Source organism: Maritimibacter dapengensis, from assembly GCF_019218265.1.
Lineage (GTDB): Bacteria > Pseudomonadota > Alphaproteobacteria > Rhodobacterales > Rhodobacteraceae > Maritimibacter > Maritimibacter dapengensis.
This window is the reverse complement of sequence record NZ_JAHUZE010000003.1, coordinates 1-18,757: the sequence shown is the minus strand read 5'-3', so window position 1 is coordinate 18,757 and position 18,757 is coordinate 1. Positions and strand designations below refer to the sequence as shown.

Here is an 18,757-nt window from a genome sequence, read left to right as displayed (position 1 = left end):
CTGCTTTCGGGGACGGGATGCGCGCCGCCGAAATCGGTTCAGTCGGGGGCGAGCATATAGCCGGTGCCGCGCACCGTTTGCAGATAGCGCGGCATCTTGGGATCGGCCTCGAGTTTGCGGCGGAGCCGGGTGATCTGCACATCCACGGCACGGCTCGCCGGGTCCGCATCGACCGCATCGGCCAGTTCCGACCGGGTCAGCGGCGCACCCGGACGCTCGGCCAGCGCGCGCATTAGTTTCACCTCGGTCGCCGTAAGGCGCAGGCGGGTCTCGCCGTCGAACAATACGGCTTGTTCAATCACATAGCGCAGGGGGCCGAGGTTCAATTCCTTGGGGCGCACCACGACGGGCGGGGGGCGGCGGTTCAGCACCTGGTTGATCCTGTCCGTCAGCATCTGAGGCTCAAACGGTTTAGCGATGGTTTCGCCGGTTCGCGATGAGTGACCCGACACGAGCCAAATGGCCGGGGCCTGCGTGATGTCGCACAATTCCTCGTCCGGCTCGCTCTCATCCATCACGATGAGATCGAATTCCAGACCGGCAAGAAGTCGCCTTGCATGGTCGGAATCCCGCGCCGCGCTGACGAGAAACCCCTGTCGTTTGAGATATGTCCGGAACAGATCGCGCCGGTCGGCGTCGCCGTCGATCAGGAGGAGATGGGCAGGTGCCTCCATCAATCCGGGTCCTTCAGCGTGTTGAAATGGCGTCTCATGTCCGGGTCCATCATCGCTTCGAGCACTTGCCGGAAGCCTTGCACCGCTTCGGGCCCTGCATCGCGGTAAGCCGCGCGCATCCGGGCGCGCTGCGCCTCGGCAAGCTCCGCTTCGAGCGCCTGGCCCTTTTCGGTCAGGTACATGTTGCGCTCCCGTTTGTCGCGGGTTCCGACCCGACTGTCCACCAGCCCGTCTTCGATCAGCGTGCGCAAAACCCGGTTCAGTGACTGCTTTGTTACGCTGAGGATCGCGAGCAGGTTGTTGACGTTCGTGCCCGGCGTGCGATGAATGAAGTGAAGCGCACGGTGATGCGCGCGTCCGTAGCCGTATTTCTCGAGAATGCGGTCCGGGTCGGCGGTGAAGCCCCGATAGGCGAAATACATCGCCTCGATGCCCTTCTTGAGCTGCTCGTCGGTCAGAAACAGCAGCGACGGTTCGCGGCGGTCATCCATTCGGGGCCTCTCTGTCGTTCACAAATTGCTTCATCCTTGGGCAATTTACGTCAGCCTTGTTGACTTTCCAAGGGGTGAATGTTACCGAATCGACGCTTTGGCGCAACTTTCGGTCCGGTTCGGACCTAGTTTGCGCAACATATGGAAATTCGTGAACCCGCGAAGGAGAGAGACATGGCTGGATATGATGACCGCGACGGCAAGATCTGGGTCGATGGCACGCTGGTGGATTGGCGTGACGCGAAGGTACATGTCCTGACCCATGCGCTGCATTACGCCTCGTCGGTGTTCGAAGGCGAGCGCGCCTATGGCGGCAAGATTTTCCTGACCCAAAAGCATTCCGAGCGGCTGCTGAAATCCGGAGAGCTGCTCGACATGCCGATCCCGTGGACGGCGGACCAGATCACGGCGGCCAAGGACGAAGTGCTGAAGGCCAACGGTTTCTCCGACGCCTATGTGCGCGCGGTGGCGTTCCGGGGCGCGGGCGAGGACATGGGTGTCAGCTCCTCCCGCAACCCGGTCCGGCTTTATATCGCGGCGTGGGAATGGGGGAGCTATTACGGCGACGCCAAGTTCAAGGGCGCGAAGCTCGATATCTCGAAGTGGAAGCGCCCGTCGCCCGAGACAATCCCGACGGCGGCAAAGGCTGCGGGTCTTTACATGATCTGCACCATGTCGAAACACGCGGCCGAGGCGAAAGGCTGTTCGGATGCGCTTTTCTACGATTACCGCGGCTACGTGGCCGAGGCGACCGGGGCCAACGTGTTCTTCGTCAAGGACGGCGAAGTGCACACGCCGCTGCCCGATGCGATCCTGAACGGGCTGACCCGCCAGACCGTGATCGGGATGCTCGAAGAGCGCGGCATCAAGGTACATGAGCGCCACATCATGCCCGAAGAGATGGAAGGCTTCGAGCAGTGCTGGCTTACCGGGTCGGCCGCAGAGGTCACGCCGGTCGGCCAGATCGGCGACTATACCTTCGAGGTCGGCGCGCTCACCCGCGAGATCGCGGAAGCCTACGAACAGCATGTCCGCGCCTGAGGCCCGCCAATCGTGACGAAACCCCGCCCGTAATGGGCGGGGTTTTCATTTTTGCGAGGTCCGCTCCGCTGTTAGCCACCCGGCGCGAACCATCGAACGTCCATTTCACGTATAGCGGATGACTTTTTCCAGTGCCTTGCCGCGCGCCAATTCGTCCACCAGTTTGTCGAGATACCGGACTTCGCGCATCAACGGTTCTTCGATCTCTTCGACCCGCACGCCGCAGATCACACCTTTGATCTGGTCACGCGCCGGGTTCATCTTCGGCGCTTCGGCAAAGAACGTTTCGAAGTCCGTTCCGTCATCGAGCACGCGCTCGAGTGCGGCGGTGTCGTAACCTGTGAGCCATTCGATGATGCGGTCGACATCTTCTTTCGTTCGGCCTTTCTTCTCAGCTTTGGTGACGTAATGCGGATAAACCGCGCCGAAACTCATCGTGTAGATACGGTGCTTTTTCATGCTCGCCTTCCTCGTTCGGGTTTTGGACGCCCGGCGTGGTCCTGGATTCCCGGGTCATCTCAAATCCATTCGTTTGTCTTCAGGTTTTGAGAAGAATTTCGAGCGATGATACCGCGAAAGCGCGGGGTTCCGAAATGAAAAGCCGATTCAGTCTTGTCTATGTCATTGGGCTGATCGCGCTGATCGTTTTGCCGACCGCAGTGACACTTGCGGTGTACCACGTCACGAAAGACCCGAATTGGCGTCCGCTCGGAGTGACGGAGGAAAGCCTTGCGGCCCATGCCCGACAAAGCGGTCGTTCGGAAGGCGTCCAGATCGTCGCACAGGTCGAATGGGTCGGGCCTGTGGCGGCGCGAATGTCACGGCGGCAATTCGAACGATCACTGACCAACGCGTTTCGGGCGAAGGGTGTCGATGTCTACGTTTTCTTCACGTCCGGAATCGAGACGACCCAAGTGACCTATGTCGTGGGGTATTCCCGTATCGGACCGTTCCCAGTGCATCGCGCGAGCCAGGGCGTGCGCGCTGCGGTCGATGCATATCATATGTACGTGCCTGCCGGCTGAAGACGATCTTGCTTTGAAAGCGTTTCCGGCATGTCGCAAACGAAAAGCGGGGCCGACCGAATGGCCGACCCCGTCCTTGTTTCCATGCGCCTGGCTTCACGTCATTCCGGCATGATTTCTGCGCTCGGACGTGGCGTTGCGTCGGTCTCCGCAGGAAGCGGGGGGACCGTCACCTCGGGCACTTCGCCGGTCAACGCATCCAGGAACGCGACAATCTGCGCGGCCTCTTCGTCGCTCAACGCCTCTCCCAACTGGCTTTCGGCCATGATCTGCACAGCGGTCGTCAGGTTCCAGACCTTGCCGGAGTGGAAGTAGGGCGCCGTCACACCGACGTTGCGCAGCGGTGCTGCACGGAAGACGTATTCGTCGTCCACCGTTTCCGTGACCGCAAACCGGCCCTTGTCGCCTTCGGGAAGGACGTCTGCACCCGGTTTCTCGATCAGGCCGAACGGGTAGTAACCGTGGCCACCGACGTTGACGCCTTCGTGACAGGATACGCATCCCTTCTCGACGAAGAGCGCAAGGCCTGCCTTCGCATCGTCCGTCATCGCGGCATCGTCGCCATTCAGCCAGGCGTCGAACGGCGCGGGGGTGATGAGTGTCGCCTCGAAGGCTTCGATGGCCTTCGCCATATTGTCGAAACTGACGGCATCGTCGCCTTCGAACGCGGCCGAGAACATGGTGACGTAGTCAGGCATGGACGACAGCGTGGCGACCACGTTGTCTGGCGTGTTCGCCATTTCCACACCCGCCTGAACCGGCCCCTTCGCCTGTTCCGCGAGGTCGGCGGCGCGACCGTCCCAGAATTGCGCTTCGTTCAGGACCGAGTTCAGCACGGTCGGCGCATTGCGCGGGCCTTTCTGCCAACCGTGGCCGATCGAGGTTTCAAGGTTGTCGTCACCGCCGGTGGCGAGGTTATGGCATGAGTAGCACGAGAAAACCCCGGATGCCGAAAGGCGCGGATCGAAATAGAGCGCCTTGCCCAATTCGATCTTCTCGGGCGTGATCGGGTTTTCGTTCACGCTCGGGATAGTCGACGGCAGGGGTTTGAACAATTCGGCGGCCTCGGCACGCAAATCGTCCTGCGCGAGGGCCGGCGTGGCGAGGAGTGAAGTTGCCAATAGGGTGGTGATGACACGTCTCATGATGAGCCTCCATAGCTGTCGACTCAACAAATCACGTTTCGCGCAAAGATTCTTTGATTTAGAACAATTCTAAAACATGTATCCCGAAAGTGCTATTTAGAAATCAATGCCTTGGCCCATTTTGCCGCATCGACGAGGACGGGATTCTCGTCTATGATTAGGGGTTCGATCACTGGCAGGTGGGTCGGATCGCCCGCGTTTCCGATCGCATAGCAGACATTGCGCAAGAACCGCGCCCGGCCGATGCGCTTGATTGGAGAGCCAGAGAACTTCTCCCGAAATCCGGTATCGTCGAGTCGTGCCAGATCGCCCAGTTTCGGCGCCGCGAGATCGTCGCGCGCTTTGTATCGCGCTTCGTGGGATTGGGCCGCAAATTTGTTCCAGGGACAGATCGCGAGACAATCGTCGCAGCCATAAATCCGGTTGCCCAGAAGCGGGCGCAGGTCTTCGTCTACGGGTCCCTTGTGTTCGATTGTAAGGTAGGAAATGCAACGCCGCGCATCGAGTTGGAACGGGGCCGGAAAGGCGCCCGTCGGGCAGATGTCGAGACAGGCGGTGCAGGAGCCGCAATTCTCTTGCCCCGGCGCATCAGGCGGCAATTCGACCGTGGTGAAGATCGCGCCGAGAAAGAACCAGTTCCCAAGATCGCGCGACAAGAGGTTGGTGTGCTTGCCCTGCCAACCCAGCCCCGCGGCCTGTGCGAGCGGTTTTTCCATGACCGGCGCGGTGTCGACGAACACCTTGATCTCGGTGTCGGCCCCAGCTTCGTCGATCAGCCAGCGTCCGAGCCGTTTGAGCCGCTTCTTCACGATGTCATGGTAATCGCGGTTCTGGGCATAGACGCTGATCGCGGCGCGGTCGGGCTGATCCAGCACCGCCATCGGATCGTGCTCGGGCGTGTAGGTTTCGGCCAGCATCACGAGCGAGCGCGCCTCGGGCCAGAGTGCCGCCGGGTCGCCGCGCCAATGCATCCGCTCGGCCATCCAGTCCATGTCGCCATGCCGCCCCTCGGCAACGAACCGGGCAAGCCGTTCGGCCAATTCGGGCACCGCATCGGGCCGGGTCACGCCGAAGCCGGAAAACCCCTCGGCCAGCGCCTGCGCTTTCATCCTGTCGTAAAGGCTCATGAGATTATTGGTCCCACGCGGGGATCAGAAATCCAAGTCCGCGTAATGTTGCGGCGGCGGGAAGCTCGGCACCTGGTCGGCCAGAAGCGAGCGGAAGGCGGGCCGCGATTTGATCTTGGCATACCATTCGCGCACGTTCTCGTTGCGGTTCCAATCGACGTCGGAGATGTAGTCGAGGCTGGAGAGATGCGCGGCGGCGGCAAAGTCGGCAAGCGTCATGGCGTCACCGGCAAGCCAACGGCGTTGATCGAGAAGCCAGCCCATGTAGTCGAGGTGATACTTGATCGCCTTGGCACCTGCCTTGATCCGCCCGCTGTCGGGATAACCCGCGCCGGTCAGTTTCTTGTTCACCCGTTCGTAAAGCAGGTTGGCTGTGACCTCGTGGTGGAACTTGTCGTCGAACCACGACACCATCCGCCGCACTTCGTAACGTCCATCGGTGCTTTTCGGCATCAACGGCGGTTCGGGGTAGCGGTCTTCGAGATACTCGCAGATCGGGGTGCTTTCGGTCAGTGTCTTGCCGTCGATGCGAAGGACCGGAACCTTGCCCGCCGGGTTGCGGCGCAGAAAGTCCACGTTCTTTTCCCAATACCGCTCTTCCACCAGCTCGACCTCGAGCCGCTTTTCGGCCAGCACGAGGCGCAGCTTTCGGCAGAACGGGGACAGGGGCGAATGGTAGAGGGTAATCATCGCTGCTCGTGAAATTGGCTTTCCGTTGTCATGCCTTGAAAACCGCGGCTGTTCAATCCTCGAAGCAATCGGCGCGTCCGTCCCGGCGGATTGTTTCCGCCCCGTCCGCGATGCTCGCGGCGCGGCGTTGGGTGAACTGCCCGGGGCGGGAGGCGGAGCGCGTTTTGGGGCTGGGCAGAATTGCGGCGAGTCGGGCAGCCTCGGTCGCGGTGAGATCGGCGGGGGATTTGCCGAAGTAATGGTCCGTCGCAGCACCGACGCCGAACACGCCTTCGTCGAATTCGGCCACGTTGAGATAGACCTCGACGATGCGGCGTTTGGTCCAGACCAGTTCCATCACCGGCGTAATGATCGCCTCCAGCGCCTTACGCAGCCAGGACCGCGCCGGCCAGAGATAGACGTTCTTCACGACCTGCTGGCTCAGGGTGGAGGCCCCGCGCGTCTCGCCTTCCTCGATCACCTGCCGGATCGCATCCATGTCGAAGCCCCAGTGCAGGCAGTAATTGGCATCCTCCGCCGCCACGACCGAGCGGGCCATGACCGGGGCCATGTCGTCGATGTCGACCCAGTCATGCGCGACGCCGCCGAGCCGCGAGGATTCGGACGCCATGTAGAGCGTCGTGGGTGGGTTCACGACCGCGTAGAGCGAGACCATCAGGCAGATAAGCGCGACGAAGGCCAGAAGGCCGCGAAGCGCCCATCGCCGCACGAATAGCCGCGCAGCGCGGACAGGGCCCACGCGGCGCGGTGATTTTTTCTTTTTGACTGCCCGTCGCGCCATGTCTGCTAAAGACCACGGCGCGGCTCATCCGGTCAAGCGAGGTCGGGCTGATTGCGAATGTCGGCCTTCTCGCTCTCCGGGTCGTGGGGGGCGTAGGTCTTGATCTGCGCCCCGTCGAGCGAATTGCGCATGACGTCTCCGCCGTGCCGGGCGATGGTTTCGGCGATGGCGCCGGGGTCGGCCTTGCGGGCAAGCAGCGCGACGGCGGCCTGACCCGGTTTGATCGCTTCACCGATCTTGCGCAGGTAATCGTGGCTGATGCCGACGTCGCTGGCACGGCCCGTGACATAGCCCACTGCGGAGCCGATCGCGGCACCGAGAACGGGCATCAGGAACACGGCACCGATCACGGCACCCCAGATCGCACCGCCTGCCATATGGGCGAGCGTCAAGTTCACTTCCGGATAAACGCGTGCCGTGGCGCCGGTGCGGGCGACGACCTCGATATCTTCAGGTTCGATGGTGAAATCCCGCCCCATCCGCGCGAAGTCCTTTTTCGCGGCATTGGCGTGGGCGCGGTCGGGGAAGCGGGCGACGATGATCTCTGACATGGGAACCTCCGGGTTACGGGATGGCAACGCGCATGCGCGCCGTCCAGTTCCCCAAGGTCAATTTCCGGCATAGACCGGAAGGCCCGCCGCGAGCATCGAGCCAAGGAACAGACCGACGACGAGGCCGAGCATGACCCGTGCAATGAAATTCGCAAAAGATGCGACGACATGAAACATGTTGAATTCCCCCAAGACAGGCCGAGCCTAGCATGGCGGATGCGAATGTCACGCCTTCGGTGTCAGGGCAGAACGTGGTAGGTGGATTGCACGAGCCCGGAGGCGAAGCTCCGTGTCGCCACGTGTTGGAGCGCGATGTCATTCGGCAATGTGCCGAACAATGGAAGACCCGAGCCGATCAGGACGGGGATCCGGGTGATCGTCATGCGCGTGATCAGGCCGCCTTCGAGGAACGAGGTGATGAGCGCACCACCGTCCACGTAAGCACGCCGCCAACCTTCGTCGGCGAGCGTGTTCATAACCTCCCGCGGGCTTTGCGAAACGAGCCGGACCTTGCCATCCAATGCCGAGGGAACCGTCTCGAGACTGCGTGACATGACCACGACGGGCTTTTCGTATGGCCAGTCGCCGAAACCCAAAACGGTTTCGAACGTGCCGCGCCCCATGATCAACCCATCCATATCGGCCATGAACGTGTCATAGCCGTGGTCTTCGTCGGCGCCGGGCACGTCGAGCCAGTCGAGCGCACCGTCCTTGCGTGCGATGAACCCGTCCATGCTTGTCGCGATGAAGACATGACCTTCGATCATACGGCCTCCCTTTCACCGTTCTACAAATACCTTTGGGGGTTCTCCAAGGGGGCAAACGGCCCCCTTGGGCAGGGGGTTTGGGGGAATGGTCCCCCAAAAGACGCCGCGACGCAGGCCCGCCTGCGGCGCAAACCCAAACGTGAAAGGGGCGGACCGTCGGCCCGCCCCTCATGTCGTCTGGTAGGGCGGATCACTCCGCCGGGATCGCGCCCTTGTCGAGGCTGAGCGGCGCGTCCAGCGCCTGTATCATCTCTTTTGGGCAGACCTGTAGGAAGTTGTCCTTCTCGGTCTCCCAATGACGCAGGATTTCCTGCGCCTTGCGGCTGCCGGTTTCCTTGGCATGCATCTCGACGAGGGTTTTCAGCTCGTTTTCCCAATGATTCACGGTCACGGGGCAAGTCACCAGCGTTTCCATGTTCATATAGGTCTCGGCCTTCGCCTCGGGATCGTAGAGATAGGCCATCCCGCCGGTCATTCCCGCGCCGAAGTTGGCCCCGATCGAGCCGAGTATCACCGCGACACCGCCGGTCATGTATTCACAGCCGTTCGAGCCGCAGCCCTCAATCACCACATGCGCGCCGGAGTTGCGCACGCAGAAGCGTTCGCCCGCGCGTCCCGCGGCAAACAGGTAGCCTGCGGTCGCACCGTAGAGCACCGTATTGCCGATGATCGTGTTCTGGTCGGCCACAAGTGGGCTGTCCATGGTCGGGCGCACCACGACCATACCGCCCGAGAGCCCCTTGCCGACGTAGTCGTTGGCATCGCCCGCAACTTCGATCTTCAACCCCGGTGCCGCGAAGGCCCCGAGCGACTGACCGGCGGACCCGCTGAGCTTGATCGTCAGGTGATCGGGCTGAAGGTCGTTGTTCATGCCGAAGTTGCGCACGATATGCGACGAGGTCCGCGTGCCGATGGTCCGCGCGGTGTTCTGCACGGCGTATTGAAGCTGCATCTTCTCGCCATCGTTGAGGAAGCGGGCTGCGTCCTTGACGATCTCGGCGTCGAGTGTGTCGAGCACTTCGTTGCGGCCACGGTCACGGTTGTAGGTGTCCTGCCCGACGCCATCCACGCTGATGAGCAGCGGGTTGAGGTCGAGGTCGTCCAGATGCGCGGAGCCACGGCTGACCTGCGACAGAAGGTCGGCGCGGCCGATCACTTCGTCCAAGCTGCGCGCGCCGATCCGGGCGAGGATTTCGCGGACTTCCTGCGCGTAGAAGGTGATGAGGTTTACCACCTTGTCGGCATTGCCCGTGAATTTGCCACGCAGCGCTTCGTCCTGCGTACAGACGCCCACCGGGCAGGTGTTCGACTGGCATTGGCGCACCATGATGCAGCCCATCGCGATCAGGGCGGCGGTGCCGATCCCGAACTCTTCCGCGCCCATCATTGCGGCCATGACGATGTCACGACCGGTGCGGAGCCCGCCATCCGTGCGCAGCGTCACGCGTGAGCGCAGGTTGTTCATGGCGAGCACCTGATGCGCTTCGGTCAGACCCATTTCCCACGGCAGACCCGCGAACTTGATCGACGTGGCGGGCGAGGCGCCTGTGCCGCCGTTATGACCCGAGATCAGGATCACGTCGGCCTTCGCCTTGGCGACACCGGCCGCAATCGTGCCGACGCCTGAGGAGGCCACCAGTTTGACCGTCACCTTACAGCGCGGGTTGATCTGCTTGAGGTCGTAGATCAGCTGCGCGAGGTCTTCGATCGAGTAGATGTCGTGGTGCGGCGGGGGCGAGATCAGCGTGACGCCCTTGGTCGAGTGGCGCAGGCGGGCGATGAGGTCGGTCACCTTCATCCCCGGAAGCTGGCCGCCTTCGCCGGGCTTGGCACCCTGCGCGACCTTGATCTCCAGCTCTTCGCATTGGTTCAGGTATTCGGCGGTCACACCGAAGCGGCCCGAGGCGACCTGCTTGATCTTTGCCGACGGGTTGTCGCCGTTGGGTTCCGGCACGAAATGCGCCGGGTCCTCGCCGCCCTCACCGGAATCGGATTTCGCGCCGATGCGGTTCATCGCGACGTTCAGCGTCTTGTGCGCTTCCGGCGACAGGGCACCGAGCGACATGCCGGGGGTCACGAAGCGTTTGCGGATCGACGTGATGCTTTCCACCTCTTCGATCGCCACGGGTTCGCCCAGCGGCTTCATGTCGAGCATGTCGCGCAGGTGGATCGGCGGGTTCGCCTGCATCCGGGCCGAGTATTGCTTCCAAAGCTCATAGGACGCGCGGTCACAGGCGGATTGCATCAGGTGCATGGTCTGTGCGCCCCACGCGTGGGTCTCGCCACCCTTGCGGGCTTTGTAGAAACCGCCGATGGGGAGGATGTCCTTGCTCTGACGCCAGCCCTTGTCGTGGATCGCTTCCATCTTTTTCTGGATGCCGCCCACGCCGATGCCGGAGATCCGGCTGGTCATGCCGGGGAAGTATTCGTTCACCATGGCGCGGCTGAGACCTACGGCCTCGAAGTTCAGCCCGCCGCGATAGGACGAGATGACCGAGATGCCCATCTTGGCCATGATCTTGAGCAGACCCTGATCGACCGCTTCGCGGTAGTTGCGCACGGCTTCGGTGAGCGAGCCGTCGAGCAGGCCGCGTTCGATACGGTCGGCAAGGCTGTCTTCGGCGAGATACGCGTTCACGACGGTCGCGCCGCAGCCGATGAGAACCGCGAAGTAATGCGGGTCGATGGCCTCGGCCGAACGCACGTTGATCGACGAGAAGGTCCGAAGACCTTTGCGTGTGAGCCAGCTGTGCACCGCCGAGGTCGCAAGGATCATCGGCATCGCGACGCGCTCGACCCCCTGATGCATGTCGGTCAGGACAATGTGCCCGGCACCGGACCGCACAGCGTCTTCGGCTTCCTGACGGATGCGGGCGAGGCCGTCGCGCAGGGTCTGGTCGTTCCCGCCTGCCGCGAAGGTGCAGTCGATCTCGACCATCGGCGCGTTGAACTGCTCGACCAGCTTGTCGAATTGCGCGTTGCCGACGAAGGGGCTTTCCAGCACGAGGATCTCGGTCTGGCTCCCGGTTTCGTCGAGTACGTTGCGCAGGTTGCCGAACCGGGTCTTGAGGCTCATCACCCGGAATTCGCGCAAGCTGTCGATCGGCGGGTTTGTGACCTGGCTGAAGTTCTGTCGGAAGAAGTGGCTCAGCGGCCGGTACTCGTTCGACAGGACCGCGCTGGGCGTATCGTCACCCATGGAAGCGAGCGTTTCCTTGCCGTCCTCGGCCATCGGCGCGAGGATGCTTTCCAGCTCTTCGAGCGAGTATCCCGCCGCGACCTGCCGCTTTCGAAGCTCGGTGCCGGAATAGAGCGCCTTTTCTTCGGCAGCGGTCAGTTCTTCTTCGATATCGGTGACGCGACCGACCCATTCGCCGAACGGCTGTGAGGCGGCGAGTTTGTCCTTGATTTCGACGTCGTGGTACAGCTTGCCCTCGTCCATGTCCACGGCGAGCAACTGCCCCGGACCCAGAGCGCCTTTCTCGACGCAGGTGGCCTCGTCCACCGGGACCATGCCCGCTTCCGAGCCAGCGATCACCAGCCCGTCACCCGTGACGACATAGCGCATCGGGCGAAGACCGTTGCGGTCCAGACCGGCGCAGACCCAACGGCCATCGGTCATGGCGAGCGCGGCGGGGCCGTCCCACGGCTCCATCACGGAGTTCGCGTAGGAATACATGTCGCGCCAGGCTTTCGGCAGTTCCTCGGACTGTTTCGACCAGCTTTCCGGGACCAGCATCGTCTTGGCCATCGGGGCCGGGCGACCGGCGCGCACGAGCACTTCGAACACGCTATCGAGCGCGGCAGAGTCCGACGACCCATGCGCGACGATCGGCTTGATGTCTTCGGCGAGGTCACCAAAGGCCGAGCTTGCCATGCGGATCTCGTGGCTCTTGAGCCAGTTCAGGTTGCCCTTGAGCGTGTTGATTTCGCCGTTATGGGCCAACATGCGGAAGGGCTGTGCCAGCCACCATTGCGGGAACGTATTGGTGGAATAGCGCTGGTGATAGATCGCGAAGGCGCTCTCGAACCGCTCGTCTTTCAGGTCGGGATAGAATTCCGCAACCTGCTCGGCGAGCATCATGCCCTTGTAGATGATCGAGCGGCAGGACAGCGAGGCGAGGTAGAGTTGCCCCACGCCAGCAGCGGCGGCGGCTTTCTCGATCCGGCGACGGATCACGTAGAGCTCGCGTTCGAAGGTTTCCTCGTCCACGCCCTTCGCGTTGGAGATCAGGATCTGTTCGATCTCGGGGCGGGTGGCGTTAGCCTTCTCGCCAAGGCAGGAAATGTCCACGGGTACGTGGCGCCATCCATAGATGTAGTAGCCCATCTTCAGGACTTCGGTCTCGACGATGGTCCGGCAGGTCTCCTGCGCGCCGAAATCGGTGCGCGGCAGGAACACCTGGCCGACCGCGATCAATTCGTTCATGCGCGGCTCGTGACCTGTGCGGCGCACCTGGTCATAGAAGAACTCGACGGGGATCTGCACATGGATGCCCGCGCCATCACCGGTCTTGCCATCGGCATCGACCGCGCCGCGGTGCCAGATCGCCTTGAGCGCCTCGATCCCGCTTTCCACGACCTTGCGGCTTTTCTTGCCGTCGATGGACACGACGAGACCCACGCCGCAGGAGGCGTGCTCGAATTCGTCGCGATACATGCCGTTCTCGGCGAGGAAGGCGCGCTTGGCTTCTTCCTGAGCTACCCAGTTTTCATCATACTTGGTCATGGCGTTCTCCTGGTGAGACGGTGTTCTGTCGTCGCTCATCCCGCGTCGACTTTCAGCGAGGCTTCGAATTCATCGCATTCGTAGAGCGGGACGGTCTGTGCAAATCCGGCTTCGCCCTCGTGGATGAAATCCACCGGCGAATTGTCATAGGGTGTCGCGGTTCCATCGGCGTCGATCACCTCTTCCTGTCCGAGAAAGAAATGCCCGGTCTGGATGTTGAGGTATTGGATGCCGCGTGCGTGGTATTCCACCGTGCCGTCCTCGGCGAGGATTTGCAGGTCGGTATTCACGACGGCGAGCTCCACGCCGTCGATCGTCCGCGTTTCCTCGGTCAGGACGTCTGCCCCCACGACGGTGACTTCGCGGTCTTCGCCGGGTGCGGTGCGGTGCAGTGTGAAGCGGAACGTGTCGACCCCGTCCCTGATCAACGTCTGTATGTCGATGGCGTCCTCAGCGGGCGGGCTGAAGACTTCGCGCGACTGGTCCCACATGTAGCGGGCGTCGAGCCATTGATACTGCGCGTCGTAGGACACGAGACTGTTGAGCCCGTTCCCGCCGAACACGGCTTCCGAGAACGCACCCTTCTCGTCGCCGTCGCAGCGGTAAAGGTTGGACACGGTGCAGGATTTCGACTGCACCGTGAGAAAGGTTTCGCAGCCTTCTGGCTCTTCGAAATCCGCGGCGAACACGGGGAAGGCCGGCGCGGCGGCGACAGCGGCGATTGCGATCAGCTTTTGCATCATTGGCCCTCCTCGGGTTCGTGGTGTCGGTTAGGGAAGGTCTCTTGCGGCCTTCCCGGTTTCAGGCGCGTTTCACTCGGCGGCGACGCTGGCGCTCGCCATGTCGAAACGCTCGAGCATGGCCTGCGCCGCTTCGCGACCGTCCTTGATCGCCCAGACGACGAGGGAGGCACCGCGCACGATGTCGCCCACCGCATAGACGCCATCCATATCGGTCGCGCCGGTGCGGAAATCGGCCTTGACCGTGCCCCAACGGGTCACGGGAAGCTCGTCCTGCCCCCAGAGGGTCGGCAGGTCTTCCGGCTCGAACCCAAGCGCCTTGATGACCAGGTCGGCCTCTTCGGTGTATTCCTCGCCCTCGATCGGTTCGGGGGAGCGGCGGCCAGAGGCGTCAGGCTGACCGAGACGCATACGTTGCACGATCACGCCGTCCACCGGATCTCCGGTGAAGCCCTTGGGCGCGGCCATCCAGACGAATTCGACGCCTTCTTCCTCGGCATTGGCGACTTCGCGCTGCGAGCCGGGCATGTTGGCGCGGTCGCGGCGGTAGAGACATTTCACGCTCTTCGCGCCTTGGCGGATCGCGGTGCGCACACAGTCCATCGCAGTGTCGCCACCGCCGATGACCACGACCGACTTGCCTTCGGCCCAGAGCGAGCCGTCCTCGTGCTCGGGCACATCGTCTCCGAAGGACGCCTTGTTCGAGGCGGTGAGGTAGTCGATGGCGCGGACGATGCCTGCGGCGCCTGATCCGGGGCCCTGAAGGTCGCGGGTCTTGTAGACGCCGGTGGCGATCAGGATCGCGTCATGCTTTTCGCGCAGGTCCGCAAAGGTGATGTCTTCACCCACATTGCAGTTCAGCACGAATTCCACGCCGCCCCGCTCGAGCTGTTCGTTCCGGCGCATGACGATGTCTTTTTCGAGCTTGAAGCCGGGGATGCCGTAGGTCAGCAGACCGCCTGCGCGGTCGTAGCGGTCGTAGATCGTGACCTTGACGCCTGCGCGAGCGAGCCAGTCGGCGGCGGCGAGGCCACCGGGACCGGCCCCGATGATGCCGACGGTTTCGGCGCGGTCGGCGATCGGTTCGATCTCTTCGACCCAGCCTTCTTCGAAGGCCGTGTCGGTGATGTATTTCTCGACGGCCCCGATGGTGACGGTGCCGTGGCCGGATTGCTCGATCACGCAATTGCCTTCGCACAGACGGTCCTGCGGGCAGATGCGGCCGCAGATTTCCGGGAAGGTGTTCGTGGCCTGGCTGATCTCATAGGCTTCCTTGAGACGCCCGGTTGCAGTCATGCGGAGCCAGTCGGGGATATTGTTGTGCAACGGGCAGTGGCTCTGACAATAGGGCACGCCACATTGGCTGCACCGGCTCGCCTGTTCCGCTGCCTTGGCCGACGCGTATTCGGCGTAGATTTCATGGAAATCCTCGCGGCGCACGCCTGCTTCGCGCTTTTCGGGCATATCGCGCTCGACACTGATGAATTTGAGCATCGGTTGCTTGGCCATGGAGTCCTCCGTTCTTCGAGGCGCCTGTCTAGCAGGGTTTCCGGAAAAGAAAAGGCATATATGCTGACCTAAATGTGTGTTTTTTGTAGTTTTGCATCGGGAAACTCAGATACCTAAGCAAAAAATGGTCAGTATGTTTGCCATAAATTTATGCTTTTCATTGTTTTCCAGATGGTTAGCTTGTCGCCATCATTCGAAGGATTTCGCGCTCCATGTCGCTGTTCCATCTTCTCATCGTCGCGATAATTCAGGGGCTTACCGAATTCCTCCCGGTTTCCTCTTCGGGCCACCTGATTCTCTTGCCGAATCTCACGGGGATGTCGGATCAGGGTCAGTTTATCGACGTCGCCGTGCATGTGGGAACCCTTGGGGCCGTCATTCTGTATTTCTGGCGGGATGTGCGCGAGGGGCTCCTAGGTGTGCCGCGTATGTTGACCGGGCGGATCGACACGCCGGGCGCGAAGCTCGCCTTCCTGCTGGCCGTCGCGACGGTGCCGGTCATCCTGTTCGGCCTTGTGCTGAAGGTGACGGGGCTCGACGAAGGGATGCGATCCATCGCGGTGATCGGCTGGACCATGCTCGGCTTCGGGCTGGTGCTCTACTGGGTTGACCAGAAGGGCGCGGAAGCCAAGACTGACGCAGACTGGTCGCTCAGGGACGCGATCATCATGGGGCTATGGCAGGCCGTGGCACTGATCCCCGGCACGTCACGATCCGGCGCAACCATCTCGGGCGCGCGGGCGCTGGGCTACAAGCGTGAAGACGGAACTCGGCTTGCGATGCTCATGTCGATCCCGACGATCCTCGCCTCCGGGCTGCTGCTCGGGTTGGAAGCGGCGGGAGACGCGGATTGGGCGGCCTTCCGCGACGGCGCGATCGCGGCGGCAATGGCTTTTGTCGCGGCGCTATTGGCCCTGAGCCTGATGATGCGGCTGCTCCGCTCGGTCAGTTTCACGCCTTATGTGATCTACCGGGTCATCCTGGGCGTCATACTGCTCATCATCGCCTATTCCTGACCGTCGCCAGATTGCCTCCGGCGGGGATATTTCAAGACCGGAAAGCCGGGTCAGGTGCGCAGGTTGCGGGCAGATGCCGTGATGTCGGCGTACTGCCCGTCCTTGCGGAACCGCCAGAGGTATTCAGGCAGGATGATCTCGGTCGCGGTCGGTGTGATGCCGAGATCGGCGAAGCTCTTCGCGTCGTCGCTGACCACGTTGTCCACGCCGAGTTGCGCGACCTGATCCTGCGAGATCGGCATCGCGAAGAGCCGGCCCGTGATCGCGTTGGCGACGTCGAACCCCCAGCCCATGATGCGAGCGATCCAGAACGGGATGTTCACGATCAGCCGGCGGCGCTGCACCACGTCGAGCATTTCCTCCATCCACTCGCGGAAGGTCGAAACGTCCGGGCCGCCAAGTTCATAGATGCCGGGGGCGGCTTCGCCCTTCGCGCCCATCTCGGCGGCATGGGCCACGTCATCGACATAGACCGGCTGGAACCTTGTATCCGCCCCGACGATCGGAAGCACCGGACCAAACCGGGTCATGCCCGCGAACCGGTTGAAGAACCCGTCGCCCGGCCCGAACATCACCGAGGGGCGCAGGATCACGGCATCGGGGAAATGCGCGAGGATCGCGGCTTCGCCCTGTGCCTTGGATTTGGCGTAAAGGCTCGGGCCATCCGCGTCGGCTCCGACGGCGGAGATATGGACGAGGTTGGAAACGCCTTCGGCTTTGGCAAGCCGCGCTACGCGCTCGGCGCCTACGTGCTGTACAGCGTCGAAATTGTTCTTGCCGCCCTTGTCGAACGTGCCGACGCAATTCACCACCGCGTCCGCACCCTTCATCGCCGAGGCGACCGACGCGTCATCGCGGATGTTGCACAGGATCGGGGCGACTTGGCCGACTGTGCCGTAGGGCTTCACGAAAAGCGCTTCATTCGGCCGACGCACCGCGATGCGGACCCGCCAGCCCGCCTTGGCCATGCGACGCGCGATGTAGCGTCCAACGAAGCCGGATCCGCCGTAAATGGTGACGAGTTTCGACATCCCGATCTCCTTAGTTTTTCGCACACTTCCATAGCCCTGTGCGCGCGGTGGGACAAGGCGAAACGCCGGTTCGGAGAATTGGACGCGAATCCCGTTGACACCCCGAAATCCAAGCGATAAACGCCAGCCTCACGACACCTGCCCAGGTGGCGGAATTGGTAGACGCGCCAGCTTCAGGTGCTGGTGTCTGTATGGACGTGGAGGTTCGAGTCCTCTCCTGGGCACCAAAACACAACAGCTAAGCTCCTGATTTTCAAGAGATTTGTTGTTGGGGGTGACGGGATTGGGTCCAAAATTGGGTCCAAAAACGAATGTCTAAACGCCTCCAGTTGAGATATGTACGCGAACTGAAAGACGGACGCTTTAAGTACCGTCGAGTGTTGTCAGGCCGACTAGCACGAGTTCTGCGGGCGAACGAGTACACTAGAGCGCTCGGTCGAACCGAACGTGAAGTATTAGCCAATTATTCAGCTATCCACAGCGAGTTTGAGCGGCTGAAAGAACTGGCTGAGCGTCAGTCAGACATTGAGAGCCCCAGCGAGATTGAAGCCTGGGTCGCAAGTATCTTCGAGGCAAACAATCTGGACCTGCACTCGCCAGGAAAGACCGATGACGAACAGACAGCCCGTGACGCCGAAGCCGACCGTGTTGAGGTCAAGTATCGTCCTTATGCCAGTGAGGACCCAAGGGAACTCATGGGGCATCGGGATCGCGCATATGTCGACGCACTAAGGGGCGGTTGGGGCAATGTGGATCTACCTTGCACCGTGAACATGGCCTTTGACCTTTACTTGAAGGAAAAAAGGAAGCCGGACAGTTTCCTCCAAGAAAAGCAAGAGAAGCGCATTGGTCGCGTGAAGGCACATCTCTTTGACGTCATCAAAGTAGATCTACCCCTCGAAAATGTCCGCAAGAGCCATGCAAGGAAAGTTCGAGATCGATTGATTCAAGGCCGCGCTCCGGGAACGGTTCGCCGGATGATCAACGACCTGAAAGCGGTCTTCAATTTTGCGATTCAGGAGTTTGAAATTGAGGGGAAGCAGAACCCATTCTCAAAACTGGAAATTCCAGCGCCCAAAGTCACATCCATTGATGCGCGCAGTCCTTTGCCCGACACACTCATCCAAAAGATCTACGAAGAACTGGACTTTGGATCATTGTATTTTGATGTCTGGACGACATCTCACCATACCGGAGCTATCGCATCGGAAATTCTTGGATTGAAATCAAAGGACGTGAGAGAAACTGAAGCGGGATTGGCGATTTCTATCGAACCTAACGAAATCCGTGGCGTGAAACAGATTGTCAGGGAGCGCACCATTCGGTAGTGCCCCGTGGGGTGGTGTAAGAGGCCGCGCGCGAAGCCCTTGGCGTAGCGCAGCGCGCGGCCGGGCTGGCGGCCATCGCGCTTCTTCGTAGTCTGAGGTTGTTCGAAGACCG

The 18,757-nt window shown here is 61.7% G+C and carries 17 protein-coding genes and 1 tRNA gene; 5 read left to right on the top strand and 13 right to left on the bottom strand.

Annotated features, from left to right (window positions below):
- Positions 1 to 38: 38 nt before the first annotated feature.
- Positions 39 to 677, bottom strand: a complete 639-nt coding sequence (locus KJP28_RS12300; RefSeq protein WP_218392902.1) for a winged helix-turn-helix domain-containing protein — start codon at positions 675 to 677, stop codon at positions 39 to 41.
- On the bottom strand, positions 674 to 1,165 hold the full coding sequence (locus KJP28_RS12295) for a MarR family winged helix-turn-helix transcriptional regulator (protein WP_218392901.1): 492 nt from the start codon (positions 1,163 to 1,165) through the stop codon (positions 674 to 676). The genes KJP28_RS12300 and KJP28_RS12295 overlap by 4 nt, the downstream gene beginning before the upstream one ends.
- Before the next feature lie 174 nt (positions 1,166 to 1,339).
- On the opposite strand from KJP28_RS12295, the gene KJP28_RS12290 reads away from it, so the two are divergent.
- A complete protein-coding gene (locus KJP28_RS12290) occupies positions 1,340 to 2,206 on the top strand; it encodes a branched-chain amino acid aminotransferase (RefSeq protein WP_218392900.1) in 867 nt (288 codons plus the stop codon).
- 105 nt (positions 2,207 to 2,311) lie between these two features.
- Here the strand turns inward: KJP28_RS12290 and KJP28_RS12285 are convergent, their stop codons facing one another.
- Positions 2,312 to 2,665, bottom strand: coding sequence for a DUF2200 domain-containing protein (locus tag KJP28_RS12285; RefSeq protein WP_218392899.1), 354 nt, complete (start codon positions 2,663 to 2,665; stop codon positions 2,312 to 2,314).
- 134 nt (positions 2,666 to 2,799) lie between these two features.
- Between KJP28_RS12285 and KJP28_RS12280 the strand changes: the two genes are divergently transcribed.
- Positions 2,800 to 3,231, top strand: coding sequence for a hypothetical protein (locus KJP28_RS12280; RefSeq protein WP_218392898.1), 432 nt, complete (start codon positions 2,800 to 2,802; stop codon positions 3,229 to 3,231).
- A 101-nt stretch (positions 3,232 to 3,332) separates the two neighbouring features.
- On the opposite strand, the gene KJP28_RS12275 is transcribed toward KJP28_RS12280, so the two are convergent.
- From KJP28_RS12275 to KJP28_RS12235, 9 genes are all read right to left on the bottom strand, one after another.
- Positions 3,333 to 4,376, bottom strand: coding sequence for a cytochrome-c peroxidase (locus KJP28_RS12275; RefSeq protein ID WP_218392897.1), 1,044 nt, complete (start codon positions 4,374 to 4,376; stop codon positions 3,333 to 3,335).
- A 92-nt stretch (positions 4,377 to 4,468) separates the two neighbouring features.
- Entirely contained in the window at positions 4,469 to 5,503 is a 1,035-nt protein-coding gene (queG, locus tag KJP28_RS12270) for a tRNA epoxyqueuosine(34) reductase QueG (RefSeq protein ID WP_218392896.1), read from the bottom strand.
- Between the two features lie 24 nt (positions 5,504 to 5,527).
- Positions 5,528 to 6,193 carry an FtsZ-binding protein FzlA gene (fzlA, locus tag KJP28_RS12265; RefSeq protein ID WP_218392895.1) on the bottom strand — a complete coding sequence of 222 codons (666 nt, stop codon included), beginning with the start codon at positions 6,191 to 6,193 and terminating at the stop codon, positions 5,528 to 5,530.
- A 52-nt stretch (positions 6,194 to 6,245) separates the two neighbouring features.
- Positions 6,246 to 6,974: a monofunctional biosynthetic peptidoglycan transglycosylase gene (mtgA, locus tag KJP28_RS12260; RefSeq protein ID WP_218392894.1), complete on the bottom strand. Its 729-nt coding sequence runs from the start codon at positions 6,972 to 6,974 to the stop codon at positions 6,246 to 6,248.
- Between the two features lie 32 nt (positions 6,975 to 7,006).
- On the bottom strand, positions 7,007 to 7,525 hold the full coding sequence (locus KJP28_RS12255; RefSeq protein WP_218392893.1) for a DUF1269 domain-containing protein: 519 nt from the start codon (positions 7,523 to 7,525) through the stop codon (positions 7,007 to 7,009).
- 239 nt (positions 7,526 to 7,764) lie between these two features.
- Complete coding sequence (locus tag KJP28_RS12250) at positions 7,765 to 8,292, bottom strand: dihydrofolate reductase family protein (RefSeq protein WP_218392892.1); 528 nt, start codon at positions 8,290 to 8,292, stop codon at positions 7,765 to 7,767.
- A gap of 190 nt (positions 8,293 to 8,482) precedes the next feature.
- Entirely contained in the window at positions 8,483 to 13,021 is a 4,539-nt protein-coding gene (gene gltB, locus KJP28_RS12245; protein ID WP_218392891.1) for a glutamate synthase large subunit, read from the bottom strand.
- A 35-nt stretch (positions 13,022 to 13,056) separates the two neighbouring features.
- Positions 13,057 to 13,761: a hypothetical protein gene (locus tag KJP28_RS12240; RefSeq protein ID WP_218392890.1), complete on the bottom strand. Its 705-nt coding sequence runs from the start codon at positions 13,759 to 13,761 to the stop codon at positions 13,057 to 13,059.
- Between the two features lie 72 nt (positions 13,762 to 13,833).
- Positions 13,834 to 15,270, bottom strand: a complete 1,437-nt coding sequence (locus tag KJP28_RS12235) for an NAD(P)-dependent oxidoreductase (RefSeq protein WP_218392889.1) — start codon at positions 15,268 to 15,270, stop codon at positions 13,834 to 13,836.
- 212 nt (positions 15,271 to 15,482) lie between these two features.
- Between KJP28_RS12235 and KJP28_RS12230 the strand changes: the two genes are divergently transcribed.
- The gene (locus KJP28_RS12230) at positions 15,483 to 16,286 is read left to right on the top strand and encodes an undecaprenyl-diphosphate phosphatase (RefSeq protein WP_218392888.1); all 804 of its coding nucleotides are present in this window, start codon (positions 15,483 to 15,485) and stop codon (positions 16,284 to 16,286) included.
- A 50-nt stretch (positions 16,287 to 16,336) separates the two neighbouring features.
- Here KJP28_RS12230 and KJP28_RS12225 read toward each other — a convergent pair whose 3' ends face one another.
- Complete coding sequence (locus KJP28_RS12225) at positions 16,337 to 17,317, bottom strand: complex I NDUFA9 subunit family protein (RefSeq protein WP_218392887.1); 981 nt, start codon at positions 17,315 to 17,317, stop codon at positions 16,337 to 16,339.
- Positions 17,318 to 17,457: 140 nt separating this feature from the next.
- On the opposite strand from KJP28_RS12225, the gene KJP28_RS12220 reads away from it, so the two are divergent.
- Positions 17,458 to 17,544: transfer RNA gene (locus tag KJP28_RS12220), tRNA-Leu, on the top strand.
- An 84-nt stretch (positions 17,545 to 17,628) separates the two neighbouring features.
- Positions 17,629 to 18,645 carry a hypothetical protein gene (locus KJP28_RS12215; RefSeq protein WP_218392886.1) on the top strand — a complete coding sequence of 339 codons (1,017 nt, stop codon included), beginning with the start codon at positions 17,629 to 17,631 and terminating at the stop codon, positions 18,643 to 18,645.
- Positions 18,646 to 18,757 lie beyond the last annotated feature (112 nt).